The sequence below is a fragment of the Phenylobacterium sp. genome, assembly GCF_013911965.1.
GTDB lineage: Bacteria > Pseudomonadota > Alphaproteobacteria > Caulobacterales > Caulobacteraceae > Phenylobacterium.
The window spans coordinates 1-12,731 of record NZ_JACESE010000012.1 but is presented as its reverse complement, the minus strand read 5'-3'; the positions used below and the strand labels follow the sequence as shown (position 1 = coordinate 12,731).

At 69.6% G+C, this 12,731-nt stretch carries 12 protein-coding genes and 1 rRNA gene; 7 read left to right on the top strand and 6 right to left on the bottom strand.

What is annotated here, in order from left to right:
- The first annotated feature begins 29 nt into the window (after positions 1–29).
- Positions 30–992, top strand: a complete 963-nt coding sequence (locus H2041_RS12980) for an aldo/keto reductase (protein WP_293413239.1) — start codon at positions 30–32, stop codon at positions 990–992.
- Between the two features lie 25 nt (positions 993–1,017).
- Positions 1,018–1,770, top strand: a complete 753-nt coding sequence (locus H2041_RS12975) for a sulfite exporter TauE/SafE family protein (RefSeq protein ID WP_293413432.1) — start codon at positions 1,018–1,020, stop codon at positions 1,768–1,770.
- 8 nt (positions 1,771–1,778) lie between these two features.
- Here the strand turns inward: H2041_RS12975 and H2041_RS12970 are convergent, their stop codons facing one another.
- Entirely contained in the window at positions 1,779–2,324 is a 546-nt protein-coding gene (locus H2041_RS12970) for a PAS domain-containing protein (protein ID WP_293413430.1), read from the bottom strand.
- 183 nt (positions 2,325–2,507) lie between these two features.
- On the opposite strand from H2041_RS12970, the gene H2041_RS12965 reads away from it, so the two are divergent.
- A complete protein-coding gene (locus H2041_RS12965; protein ID WP_293413237.1) occupies positions 2,508–3,353 on the top strand; it encodes a hypothetical protein in 846 nt (281 codons plus the stop codon).
- Positions 3,354–3,421: 68 nt separating this feature from the next.
- Positions 3,422–4,378: a M28 family peptidase gene (locus tag H2041_RS12960; protein ID WP_293413235.1), complete on the top strand. Its 957-nt coding sequence runs from the start codon at positions 3,422–3,424 to the stop codon at positions 4,376–4,378.
- On the opposite strand, the gene H2041_RS12955 is transcribed toward H2041_RS12960, so the two are convergent.
- The 4 genes from H2041_RS12955 to hfaA all read right to left on the bottom strand — a co-directional run bounded on the left by H2041_RS12955 (position 4,375) and on the right by hfaA (position 9,956).
- Entirely contained in the window at positions 4,375–7,254 is a 2,880-nt protein-coding gene (locus H2041_RS12955) for a pitrilysin family protein (protein ID WP_293413233.1), read from the bottom strand. The genes H2041_RS12960 and H2041_RS12955 overlap by 4 nt on opposite strands.
- A 102-nt stretch (positions 7,255–7,356) precedes the next feature.
- Entirely contained in the window at positions 7,357–8,592 is a 1,236-nt protein-coding gene (hfaD, locus tag H2041_RS12950; protein WP_293413231.1) for a holdfast anchor protein HfaD, read from the bottom strand.
- Positions 8,522–9,526 (bottom strand): holdfast anchoring protein HfaB, encoded by a 1,005-nt coding sequence (hfaB, locus tag H2041_RS12945; protein ID WP_293413229.1) that lies wholly within the window; start codon positions 9,524–9,526, stop codon positions 8,522–8,524. Before hfaB ends, hfaD begins: the two co-directional genes overlap by 71 nt.
- Entirely contained in the window at positions 9,516–9,956 is a 441-nt protein-coding gene (hfaA, locus tag H2041_RS12940; protein ID WP_293413227.1) for a holdfast anchoring protein HfaA, read from the bottom strand. Before hfaA ends, hfaB begins: the two co-directional genes overlap by 11 nt.
- A 136-nt stretch (positions 9,957–10,092) precedes the next feature.
- On the opposite strand from hfaA, the gene H2041_RS12935 reads away from it, so the two are divergent.
- Both H2041_RS12935 and H2041_RS12930 read left to right on the top strand, forming a co-directional pair.
- Entirely contained in the window at positions 10,093–10,761 is a 669-nt protein-coding gene (locus H2041_RS12935; RefSeq protein WP_293413225.1) for a rhomboid family intramembrane serine protease, read from the top strand.
- Between the two features lie 95 nt (positions 10,762–10,856).
- Complete coding sequence (locus H2041_RS12930; protein WP_293413223.1) at positions 10,857–11,285, top strand: CBS domain-containing protein; 429 nt, start codon at positions 10,857–10,859, stop codon at positions 11,283–11,285.
- A gap of 24 nt (positions 11,286–11,309) precedes the next feature.
- Here H2041_RS12930 and H2041_RS12925 read toward each other — a convergent pair whose 3' ends face one another.
- On the bottom strand, positions 11,310–11,750 hold the full coding sequence (locus tag H2041_RS12925) for an Rrf2 family transcriptional regulator (RefSeq protein WP_293413221.1): 441 nt from the start codon (positions 11,748–11,750) through the stop codon (positions 11,310–11,312).
- 666 nt (positions 11,751–12,416) lie between these two features.
- Between H2041_RS12925 and H2041_RS12920 the strand changes: the two genes are divergently transcribed.
- Positions 12,417–12,731 (top strand): 16S ribosomal RNA (locus H2041_RS12920); the annotation flags it as partial.

The window sequence follows — 12,731 nt, the reverse complement described above, 5'->3', positions numbered from 1 at the left end:
CTGATCATAACAAGGGGAGGGAGGTCCTCATGGAACTGCGCCGACTGGGTCGCTCGGAGCTGAAGATCGCACCCCTGGTGCTGGGCACGAACGTCTTCGGCTGGACGGCCGACGAGAAGACTTCCTTCGCCATCCTCGACACCTTCGTCGACGGCGGCTTCAACGCCGTCGACACCGCCGACGTCTATTCCCGCTGGTCGCCGGCGGGCGCGGGGGCCTCGGAGACGGTCATCGGGAACTGGCTCGCCCAGGGCGGCCGGCGCGACAAGATCGTGCTCGCCACCAAGGTCGGCTCCGAGATGGGCGAGGGGATGAAGGGCCTGTCGGCCAAGTACATCGAGCAGGCGGTCGAGGCCTCGCTCAAGCGCCTGAAGACCGACTATATCGACCTCTACCAGTCCCACCGCGACGATCCCGACACGCCTCAGGAGGAGACGGCCGAGGCCTATGCCCGGCTGATCAAGGCCGGCAAGGTGCGGGCCATCGGCTCCTCCAACTTCACGCCCGAACGGCTGAAATCGGCGCTGGACGTCGCCAGGGCCAAGGGCCTGCCGCGCTATGAGAGCGAACAGCCGCTCTACAACCTCTATGATCGCGCCGGCTTCGAGGCGGGCCTGCAGAAGCTGTGCCTCGAGGAGGAGGTCGGGGTGATCCCCTATTACGGCCTCGCCAGCGGTTTCCTGACTGGCAAGTACCGTTCCGAGGAGGATCTGTCGAAGAGCCCCCGCGGCCGTGGCGTGAAGAAGTACCTCGACGATCGGGGCCTGAAGATCCTGGCCGCCCTCGACGAGGTCGCCGCCGGCCATGCGGCCACCAACGCCCAGGTGGCGCTCGCCTGGGTGATGGCTCAGCCGGGCCTCACGGGCCCCATCGCCAGCGCCACAAGCGTCGATCAGCTGAACGATCTCATGGCCTCGGCGCGGCTGAAGCTCTCGGATGCAGACCTGCGTCGCCTCGACGAGGCCAGCGCGCCAGCGCCTGCGGGAGGATGAGCGCGGCGGGGCGGAGCCGCACCCGGTGCTGACCGATCCCTTCTTCTACGCCATGGCCGTGCCGGCCGTGGTCCTGATGGGCCTGGCCAAGGGCGGCTTCGCCGGCGTGGGCGCGATCGCCATGCCGCTGCTGGCGCTCGCCATCTCTCCGGTCAAGGCCGCGGCGATCCTGTTGCCCATCCTCATCCTGCAGGACGTGGTCGGCGTCTGGGCCTTCCGGCGCAGCTGGGACCGCGGCGTGCTGGCCCTGATGATCCCGACGGCGGGGATCGGAATCCTGCTCGGTTATCTGCTGGCCGCCCAGGTCTCGGCCACCGTGGTGCTCGGCGTGCTGGGCGCGATCAGCATCGTCTTCGCCCTTCACCGGCTCTGGCTGATGCGAGGCGGCGGCGTCCGGGCGCCGAAGGACGCGCCGCCGGCCCTCGGCGCCGCCCTGGGCGTGGCGGCTGGTTTCACGAGCCAGATCGCTCATGCCGGCCAGCCGCCGTTCCAGATGTGGGTGCTGCCCAAGAACCTCGCCCCGCCGGTGCTGGTGGGGACCACCGCCATCTTCTTTGCGACAGTGAACTGGCTGAAGGTCCCCGCCTATCTGGCGCTCGGCCAGTTCACGCGCGAGAACCTGATGACCGCCGCCGTGCTGGCGCCGGTCGCCGTCGTCTCGACCCTGGCCGGCGTATGGCTCGTCCGGCGCATCCGTCCCGACCGCTTCTACCTGGCCATCTACATCCTCATGATCCTGGTCGGCGGCCAACTCCTGTGGGAGGCACTTACGGCCTGACCGCCTCGTCAGGCGATGCGGCGACCGTCCAGCGTGGCCAGGCGCAGGCGTGGGGCCGCTTCGTTGGCGGGGCCGCCCTTGCGGATCTCCTCGATGGCGAAGCTCAGGATCGGCGCGCCGCGCAGGCGTGAGACCATGGCGAGCGGCTGATAGAGGACCAGGAAGCGGTCGGGGCCTTCGTCGGGGCCGGCCAGCGGCGCGAACAGGATCTCCATGCCGATCGAGACGCCCTCGGCGCGGGCCTGGGCGGTGACGACGATCGGCTCGGGACGGCGCCGCGCCATCTCCAGGGCCGACTGCAGGTCCATGCGCTCGCGGGGCCCGAACAGCGAGATGGCGTTCTGCTGGCGCAGGTCGCGCTGGTGCAGTTCGCTGACCAGGCCGCCCACCAGGCGGATCGGATAGACGCCCGAGGAGACGCGGCCGACCATCATCACCTGCGGCAGCAGATCGGCGAAATCGGCCGGACTTATCGCCGTGCGTGCCGGCGGCGCGCCGGGTCGAGCGCGCTCGCGCCAATAGTCTATCAACCGTTCTGTATTTGAATGGCACATCGACATCGCTGCCGGCTCCGGTCGCGGCCAATACGTGGCCGCATGGGGCTTGCAGAAAGATGCGGGCCATGCCGCCCCTGTCCCCCGATGGGACGCGCTTCGGGAAGGGCGCAGGCCAAGTCGTCCGGAAGGGCGACGCGGCCTGATTCTTGCAAGGTCCGAGTGACCGTTTTGGAGGCCGTCATGGCGCCGCAAAAGACCCTGCTGGGCCTCGTTCTGGGCCTCGGCCTGTTCCTTCTGGCGAGCGCGACGCCCGAGCGTGCGGAGGCCCAGTGCTGTGAGCCGCCGCCGCCGACCTGCTGCACGCCGCCGGCGCCGCCCGTCTGCTGCACGCCGGGGCACGGGGTGAAGGTGCCGGGCGTCAATGTGGTGGTCGCCCCCACGGTGGTCGTCAACGCCAGCGCCAGTGCGACCGTCACGGCCTCGGCCCGCGCCGGGGCGGGGGCGGGCGGCGGCGCGGCCGTCTATTACGGCGGCGGCGGGGGAGGGGGCTACTACTCCCCGCCCGTGGCCACCGGCCTGATCCAGGGCCTGAACGTCGAGGGCTCGCGCAGGAAGAAGCGGGTGGCCTACGAGGCCAGCCGGACCCGCACGCGCCGCGTCGTCATCCAGGCGGTCTGCATCGACGCGCGGCAGACGCCGCACCCCGCCTCGCAAGTGTTCCCCGAGCGGGAGGTGCAGGACCTCTACGACGGCGAGCTCTACCGCTGCCTGGCCGGGACATGGCTGCAGGCGACCATCGCCGAGTTCTCGGGCGAGGTCGATTTCTCCGGCGGCCAGACCCTCGTCTGCGGCAAGGACGAGGCCCTCTATCACGCGCCGGGCGGTCAGGTGACCTGCCGTCCGCAGAAGCCTGCCCGCGACTGCAACGAGCGCTCCCTGCTGCGTCGCTTCGGCGCCGGCGTGAAGATCCTGACCATGGTCTCGACGGAGACCTACACCGCCTACCGCGAGGAGGAGGAGGTGTCCGAATCCTCCAGCTCGATGGCACTCAGCCTCGACGGGGGCGTCGGAGGCACCGTCTACTGAGACGCGTGGTCAAGCTTGCCTCCGCAGGGCCGCCGGGCGATCAACAGGCGGGGGCGAGCGGAGCCAAGATGACCACGAGACTTCTGGCGGCGTGCCTGTTCGCCGCAACCACCTGCCTGACCTCATCGGCCTGGGCGGCCCCGGGCGACCGGGCGTTGCAGGATGTGCAGGTCCTGGCCGCCGACGAGATGCAGGGCCGCGCCACCGGCACCGACGGCGCCGCCGCCGCCCGCATCCACATTCTGCAGCGCTTCGCCGAGATCGGCGTACAGCCGGCCTATGGCCGGTTTCAGGCGCCCTTCGTCTTCGCCTCTGCGGACGGCGCAAGCCGGGAGGGCGTCAATCTGGTCGGCCAGATCCCCGGCCGGGGGCCTGGGCCGGTGCTCCTGATCACCGCCCATTACGACCACCTGGGCGTCAAGGACGGTGAGATCTTCAACGGCGCCGACGACAACGCCTCGGGCGTGGCGGGCCTGCTGGCCATCGCCGAGGCCTTCGCCGAGGAGGCCCCGCGACACACCGTGCTGTTCGCCGTCCTCGACGCCGAGGAGCTGGGCCTGGCGGGCGCCAAGGCGCTGGCCGCCAATCCTCCGGTCCCGCTTTCGCAGATCGCCCTGGCGATCAATCTGGACATGATTTCGAAGAGCGCCGAGGGCGAGCTCTACGCCGCCGGCGCGGCGCACTTTCCTTGGCTGCGACCGCGGCTGGAGGCCGTCGCCGCCGCCGCGCCTGTCCAGTTGCGGCTGGGGCACGATGGCCCGCCGTGGACGGGCCACGACGACTGGAGCGAAGCCTCCGACCATGCGGCCCTGGGCGCGGCGGGCGTCCCCTGGGCCTATTTCGGCGTCGAGGACCACCCGGAGTACCACCAGCCGACGGACGACGTCGGCGGCATCCCGCGGGACTTTTTCGCCGATGCGGTGGCCACCGTGGTCCTGGCGGCCCGGCGGTTCGACGCCGAACTCTCGACCATCGCCGAGGCCGCGAAGCGGCCTGCCCCGTCCGCGCCGGAGGCCGCGCCCTAGGAGGCCGGCGCCTCCGGCACGACCTCCATCTTCCAGGCTGCGGCGGGGTTCAGGATCCGCCGGGCGGCGCGCTGGACGTCCTCGCTCGTGACCCGCTCCGTGCCGGGAACCGCCGCACGGATGGCGTCCAGCCGGCGCGGGTCCGCCTGGCCGCCGGAAAGCTCGCTCAGCCAGTACTCGTTGCCGACCCGGGCGCGCTCGATGCGTTCGATGCGCGGCTGCTTGGCGCGTTCCAGCTCGTCCTTCGAGATGGGCGTGGCGCGCAGATCGGCCGCGATCTTCGCCACATCGTCGAAGAAGGCGGGCAGACCGGCGGGCGGGATTTCCACGCTGGCCGACATGTAGCCCCAGCCTTCCCAGACATAGGAGTGGTTGTAGCCGACCGACGGCGAATAGGTCGCCCCCTGGCTCTCGCGCAGCTCGTCGAGCAGACGCAGGCGCAGGACCTCGCCCAGCACCGCCGCCTCCCGCGCCGCCTGCGGATCGGCGAAGAAGTCGGTGGTGGGCCAGGCCACGAAGCCGATGGCCTGATCCTGACGCCCCTTGTGGGTGCGGACGACCGGCTCGGCGGTCGGCGCGGGGAAGCGAACGCCCTGCGCCAGCGCCGCGTCCTGCGGCGCCGGACGCGGCGGCAGGGCGCCGAACGTGCGGGCGACGGCCTCGATGGCCTTGTCCACCGTCGTGTCGCCGACCACGACGACCTCGACGGGCGCCGTGGCGAGCGGCCCGGCGAGCTGCGCCTGGAGGGCCGAAAGCTCGGCGTCGGCGATCTGCGACTTGGAGGGGAACTGGAACCTCGGATCGCCCGAGTGGAGCAGTCCGGCCAGATCGCGCGACAGGACGCCGCCGGCGGTCGACTCGTACTGCTCGTGGATCGTCGCACCCGCCGCCTGGATGCGGGCGAAGGCTTCCTCCCGCCAGGCCGGATCGGCCAGATAGGCGGCGAGCACCTCCATCTGCACGTCCAGGTCCTCCGGCCGCGTGGAGCCCGACAGCACGAAGGCTTCGTCGGTCACGCGCAGGCGCGCGCCGTAGACGTTGGAGGCGAGCACCCGTTCGATGTCCTCGGCGGTGATCTGGCCAAGGCCGCCCTCCGTGAAGGCCTGGGCCGCCCAGGCGAGACTCGGCGCGTCGCTGGGCAGGCTCTGCTGCCCGTCGCCCACATTCACCCGCACCAGAATCTCGTCGTCCTGGAACCGGGTCGGTTTGACGGTCAGCCGCACGCCATTCTCGAAGCGGACGAAGACCGTGTCCAGGTCGGCCACTTCACGGGTCTCCACGACCTTGCCGACCGCGCCGAAGCCGCCATAGGGCCACTCCAGAGCCGAAAGGGCGGCAGGCTCGGCGACCGGCGTCTTGCGGGCGGCCTCGAAGGCCTCGAGCACGGCGGCTTCCCCGCCGTTCACCGCAGTGGGCGTGGCCAGGAAGATGAGCGGGCCTTCGCCCTGGAAGGCCGCCTTGAGCGCGGCGCTCACGCGCTCGGCGGTCAGGCTCGCCACCGTCTCCTCGAAGAGGGCCAGATCCTGGGCGGGGCTGGTGACCACCTGATCCTCGGCCGCGGCGCCCAGGATCTCCTGAGCCAGGGCGGCGGGCCGACGGGTGGCGGCGCCGGCCACCTCGGCTTTCAGGCGGGCGCGCAGCTCGGCGATCTCCCGGTCGAGTTCGTCCTGGCGGACGCCGTAGCGGACGGCGCGCCGCTGCTCCTGTTCGATGGCCGCCAGCGCCTCACGCCAGCGCCCCTCCTGAGCGTTGGCGATCAGGCTCGTGGTCTCGGCGGAGTCGAACTCGTCGTTCACGAAGGCCGCAGCGCCGAGGAAGGGCGGGTCAGGCGCCCGCGCCAGGGAGGAGAGCCGGCGGTTGAGGACCGCAAAGCCCAGCTGCTCCGTCAGATCGGCGACCCGGGTGGCGCGCGTGTCGGGCCGCTGGTCCGGCGGGCGCACCCACGCCACCTGGAGGGATTCCTGCACGCCAGGCTCGACGTGGACCTTGGCCTCCAGCTGGCGGTCGGCCACCGTGCCGAGCTCCGGATCGCCGCCGTCGTCCACGGCGGGCGCCCAGTCGGCGAAGGCCTCGCGGATCTCCCGCTCCATGAGATCGACGTCAAAATCGCCGACGGCGACGATCACGGCCCGTTCGGGCCGGTAATAGGCTTCGTAGAAGTCGCGGATCCGCTCGGCCGGCGCGTCCTGCAGCACCTGCGTCACGCCGATCGGATAGCGCTCATTGACCCTCTGCCCCTTCAGGAGGAAGGCCAGGCGCGCCTTGTAGGTGCGATAGGCGGGCGTGTCCCGGGCGCGCTCCTCCGACAGGACGACGCCGCGTTCGCGATCCACCGCGTCGGGGGCGATCAGCAGATTGCGCGCCGTCTCGCGCATCAGCATGAGACTGGTGTCGACCGTCTCGGCGTCCGTCCGCGGCAGGTCGAGCTTGTAGACCGTCTCGTCGAAGCTGGTGGAGGCGTTGGTGTCTGCGCCGAAGGCCAGGCCCAGCCGCTCGAGGATCTTGATCATCTCCCCTTCGGGCACGGCCTCGGAGCCGTTGAAGGCCATGTGCTCGAGGAAGTGCGCCAGGCCCTGCTGGTCGTCGGCCTCCATCAGCGAGCCGGCGTCGATGCGCAGCCGCAGGGCGGCCTGTCCCTCAGGGATCGTCTGCCGGCGGATGGCGTAGCGCATGCCGTTGGGCAGGGTCCCGAAGCGGATGTCCGGATCCACGGCGATGTCGGACCGGGCCTGGGGCCACTCGTCCGGAGCGAGCTTGATCGGCCTTTCGGCGGCCGGGGCGGCGGCGAAGTCGGGGCGAAGATCGGGAAGGGCCGAACAGGCGGCCAGGGCGAGGGCGGCGAGGAGCGCAGACGCCGCTCGCGGAAAGAAGGTCATCGAAAAATCCGCAGACGCGCAAGAACAGGGGTTCACCATCGCCGCGGCAGGAGGCGAGGGCAAGGCGGCAAGTCGGCGGAATGTGGCGAGCGCCTTGCGGCCCTACGGGCTCGGCTGGCTCACATAATAGGTGGCGGTGTTGCCGATGGCGTTGGCGACGCCGGTGGCCGACCGGGCGTAGCCGGTGACCGTCACATTGGCCGTGGCGCCGACATCGACATTGTTCACCTGCTGGCTGGTCGCCGTGATGCGCCCGTCGCAGTCGCTGCAGGCATAGCCGGTGGCGGCGTTGCCGATGGCGGTCGCCGAGGCCGATGCGTCATAGCCTTCTGCGCCCGTATAGCCGGCGATCACCTCCACGCCGCCGCCGTCGTTCAGCTGGACCGCGTCGATCACCGTCTCCGGACCATAGTTGCCGGCCAGGAGAGAATTGCCCACCCCATAGGCGAGGCTCGCCCCGGCGCCGAACTGGTAGCCCGAGGACTCCGTCTGGGCCCGCACATAGGTCTGGTTCTCCTGGGTCGTCGTGACGTCCAGAAGGCCGCCTTCGTTGGTGGCGGCGATGTTGTTGCCCGTGGCGGTCGAACTGGTGGTCGTCAGATAGCCGTTGCCGAAGGCCGTGAACTGGCTGGCCTGGGTCAGGCCGGCCGAGTTCGTCTGGTTGATGACGTAGCGTTCGCCGGCCGCGCCGACGGCCGTGCTGGTGACGTTGTTGCCCGCCGCCGCGCCGGCGAAGGTGGCGTCTCCGGTGACATAGCCGTAGGTCCCGCCGCCATCGGCCACCACGTCGGCTTCGTTCGTCTGGTTCACCAGGGCGCCCACCGCGCCATAGGAGACGCCGAAGCCCTGACTGTTGCCCGAGGCCTGGACCGAGGCCGAGACGTCGCCCGCCTCGGCGTCGGGGGCCTCGACATGGCTGTGGCCGTAGATCGTGCCCGGGCCCGTCGTCTGGTTGTAGACGCCCGTCAGCACGCCGCCATAGATGTTGGAGTCGCCGGTGTTGCCGGTCGCTGCGGTGCTCAGCACCGTCGTCTGGCCGGAATAGACCGCCGCGTCGAGCCGCGTGTCGGCGGTGACGTCGGCCTGCAGGTTCTGGTTGGCGCGGACGTCCAGCGTCACGCCCTCGCCCGAGCCCTGGAAGGCGTTGCCGGTCGCCGTCGTCGTTGCGGTGGTGGTCTCGGTTACCTCGACCACGTCCAGGCTCTGGCCGGAGAAGATATCGTCGACCTGGACCTGATCGCTGACGATGACGCTGTCGAGCGTCTGGCTAGTAGCGGCCGCGCACGGCAGAATCGCGACGAGAATTCCAGCGGTTAGGATCTTCGCGGGTCTGCGCATTGTTCGTCCCGAGGTTGTTGTAGGCGGGCACGTAGGCGCCGGTCAGGCCGACGGTGCCGCCGCCCAGGGGGTCGGAAGAGAGGCAGGCCTGCGGACCAGGCATGCCATAGAGGTTGGCCGTCATCTCGACCACGGCGCGCTCCACCAGGGAGCGGACCGCCAGCTGCATGGGCTCCAGGGCGCCGGTGCCGGCCGAGACGTCGAAGACGTTGCCGCCCAGGAAGTCGAACAGGCCCACCCCCACTTCGCGCCCGATCACCTGCTTCTGGTAGGAGATGACGTCGACGACCTCGAGCGTGCGGGTGTTGATCAGCCGCAGGTCCATGCCGATGTTCATGATGAAGAGCCGCGCGCCGAGCGTGCCCTTCAGATCCTCCGGGTCGGGGTCGCCCCCCGCCATGTCGAAGCCGGAGGACCGGATGTTGAAGTTCAGCTCCGTCAGGCCGCCGGCGACATAGAAGTCGGAGCCGGGCACCTGGCCGGCCAGGATGCGGCGATAGTCGGCCGGCTCGTTGGGCGCCCGGTTGGGCACGTCGGAGATCAGCTTGTTGTTGGCGTATTTCAGCTCGAGCTCGGACACCGAAGTGTCGAAGCGTTCGACCAGCGGCATGCCCGCCTTGGCGAAGGCCGACATGGCCATCAGCGAGGCGCCCTGGGTGATCTTCCGGCCCGAACCGTCGGACTCCGTCTTGCCGGTGTAGTCGGCGATCCGGCCGACGGCGATGCGCGGGGCGGTGACGTTGCTGGCCCGCGCATAGTTGGCCATGCAGACCAGCGCGTCCGAATAGGGCGTCGGGTTGGCCGTCACTGGCGCGCCGCCGATGGGCCGGCTGTAGTTGCCGCCGGGGCCGGCCACTGGCGTGGCGCAGGCGCTGAGCGTCAGAGCCGAGGCCGCCAGGGCCAGGGCGGTGCGGGTGAGGCGGCTAGTTGTCATCGCCGACCCCGCCGGAATTGATCTGACTGTTGGCGATCACGTCGCCATTGTTGATCTGGCTCGAGTTGACGATGACCGTGTTGTAGTTGCCCTGCGTCACCACCACGAGATTGTTGCCGATGGCGCTGGCCCCGCCGCTGCTGGAGCCGACCCCGGAATAGGCGTCGCCCGAACCCCAGGAGCGGGCGAAGGAGGACTGGTCCTCTCCGCGCAGGATGACGCCGTCGACGATGACGCGGTTGCCGTTGGCGTCGCGGGTGGAGACGTCCACCGGCTGGTTCTCGCTGCCGGCGTAGCGCCCGTATCCGGCGTTGAAGTCGGCGGAGTTGGTGGTCATGTACTGCGCCTGGGCCGCGCCGGCGCCGGCGGCGCCGACGAGAAGAGCGGAAAGCCAGAGCGCGGGCCTGGCGGCGAGGGGGGCGACGGCCATGGGCTTAAGCGAACTCCGCAGTGGGCGTGACGGGCGCACGGTCGTTAAGCAAACGACGTGCCAAATTCGGACAGGCCCGATATGGCGGCGCCAACCCTGGCGATTTCGTTAAGGCTAGAGAGGACTCTGGGTTTAAGTGACCATTCCTGAAGGCGAAATCCCCCCGCGCCGCGAGCCGGTCTTCAAGGCGCCGTGGCCGTCCATGACGCTGGTGGGCGCGCTCCTGGGCGCCTATGCGCTGCAGGTCTTCGTCCTGGGCGAGGCCGCCTATCAGGCGTTCGGTTTTTCGCCGGCGGGCCTGGAGACGGGCGGCTGGCCGGGCCTCTTCACCGCCCTCTTCGTCCACGGAAACCTGGCGCACGTCCTGATGAATACGGCCGGCGCCCTGGCCTTCGGGGCGCCGGTGGCCCGCCTGCTGGGCGTTCGCGGTCTCGGTCCCGTCGTCTTCTTCGCATTCTTCCTCGTGTGCGGCGCGCTCGCCAACTACGGCTTTGCGAGGCTGCATCCGGGAGCGGACGTTCTTCTGGTGGGGGCGTCGGGCTCGGTCTTCGGCCTGATCGGGGCGGCGACCCGGATCCTGGCCGGGCGCGGCGGCTTGGCGCCGGTGTTCGCTCCCCGCGTGCTGGCGATGACCGCCGCCTGGATCGGGCTCAACCTCGTGGTCGGACTCCTCGGCGCCTCGCCCGGACTGGACGCGGGTCAGGCCGTCGCCTGGGAGGCGCATGTCTTCGGTTTCCTGGCCGGACTGCTTCTGATCGGGCCGGCCGTCTGGATCGCGCGGCGCGGGCAGGGCGCCCGCGCCTGACGCGGCCTCGCAACATCCTGATTGTCCTGGCGATTGCCAGAACCGACGTTATGCGACAGGCTGCGTTCTTGAGGGGATAAGGGAGAGGTAGAACCATGCTGGTGTCCCAGATCCTGAAGGCCAAGGGCGACCTCGTCTTCACCGTCACGCCCGGCGACACCGTCGCTGCGGTGGCCGCCTTGCTGCACGCCCGGCGGGTGGGCGCCCTGGTAGTGGTGGACGGCGGGCGCGTCGTCGGCATCGTGTCCGAGCGCGATCTCGTCCGCATCGTGGCCGAGGCGGGCGCCGGGGCCCTGGACCGGCCGGTCTCCAGCTGCATGACCTGCGACGTGCTCTATGCCCGCCCGCAGGAGACGGTCGACGCCCTGCTCGAGCGGATGACCGATCGGCGCATCCGCCACCTGCCGGTGTGCGAAGACGACAAGCTGCTGGGCATCGTCTCCATCGGCGACCTGGTGAAGCACAAGATTTCCGAGGTCGAGGCCGTGGCCGACGAGCTCAAGGCCTATATCGCGGCGGGCTAGTCCGCCCGCCTCAGGCCGCGCGCCTCAGGCCGGCTGCCGCAGGACTTCGGCGCCGGCGCCGGCCGCCGCGTCGGCCAGGCTGTAGCCCTCCAGAACCTCGGCGGTCGCATCGCGGGCGCGCAGGAGCGCCTCCCGGAGGGAGCAGGTGGCGAGGTCGGGGCAGTCGTCGCACTTGCGGAAGGCCGTGCGGCTGACGCAGGGGGCGAGGGCCAGCGGCCCGTCCAACACCCGTATGACCTCGGCGAAGGAGATGTCGCCGGCGCCTCGGGAAAGAGTGTAGCCGCCGAACTTGCCCCGCCGGCTGATCACGATGCGGTTGCGCGCAAGCTCAAGCAGGATCGCCTCCAGGAACTTGCGCGGCGCGTCCGCGCGCACGGCCAGTTCGCCGGAGGTCAGCTGCGTTCCTTCGACCCGGGCAAGTTCCACCAGGGCGCGCAGGGCGTAGCGGGTCTTCTGGGACAGCATCGCAGCGGCGCCTCCTTAGCGCCACGTCTTCTCATAGGGGCCGAGCCGAAGCTTCTGCAAGGCGCGGAACGCCGGAGGCGAAAAGGTCGCGACGATTGCGGGGCCGATGCGATTGACTCGGCGCGGGGGGGCGCATAGAAACCGCGCCTCGCCGGGCCGACGGGGTCTGAAGCGGCAAGAGGGGCGCCGAAAGGGCCTTGATTTCCAGCTTCGAACTCGCTAGGTTCCGGTCCTTCAATCGAATCGCTGCGGACTTGGAGGGTAGCCCCTCGGCGGCCCGAAGTGATTTTTGCGCCAAATTCCTCCTAAGGGGGCGGCGTAAAGAAAGCCTGAAAAGGCCGATTGACACCTCCGAGGTCGGCCACTAGATAGCCGCCTCCGCCGGCCACCGGCGCTAAACAGTGGGGCGGGCGAGAGCCGGTCACGGTCTTTGACATTGTTGAAAAGGAAAGAGAAACGCAGGCGGCGGCGTTCTGGCGGTAGGCTTTATGGCCTATCTGGACGCTGACGAAATCTGCGGTCTCTTGAAGACAATACCATGTCGCCGCGGGGCCTTTCGGGGTTTTGCGGTGGATGGGAACTCGTCAAGAACTACGTAGACCAATGCCAAGTGGCGTCGATGCTTTCGGGTGTCGGCGTTGTGAGACGTTGGGTCAGATGTCAACTCAACCTGAGAGTTTGATCCTGGCTCAGAGCGAACGCTGGCGGCAGGCCTAATACATGCAAGTCGAGCGCCCTTTCGGGGGAGCGGCGGACGGGTGAGTAACGCGTGGGAACGTGCCCTATGGTGCGGAACAACTGAGGGAAACTTCAGCTAATACCGCATGAGCGCTACGGCGGAAAGATTTATCGCCATAGGAGCGGCCCGCGTTGGATTAGCTAGTTGGTGGGGTAATGGCTCACCAAGGCTACGATCCATAGCTGGTCTGAGAGGATGATCAGCCACACTGGGACTGAGACACGGCCCAGACTCCTACGGGA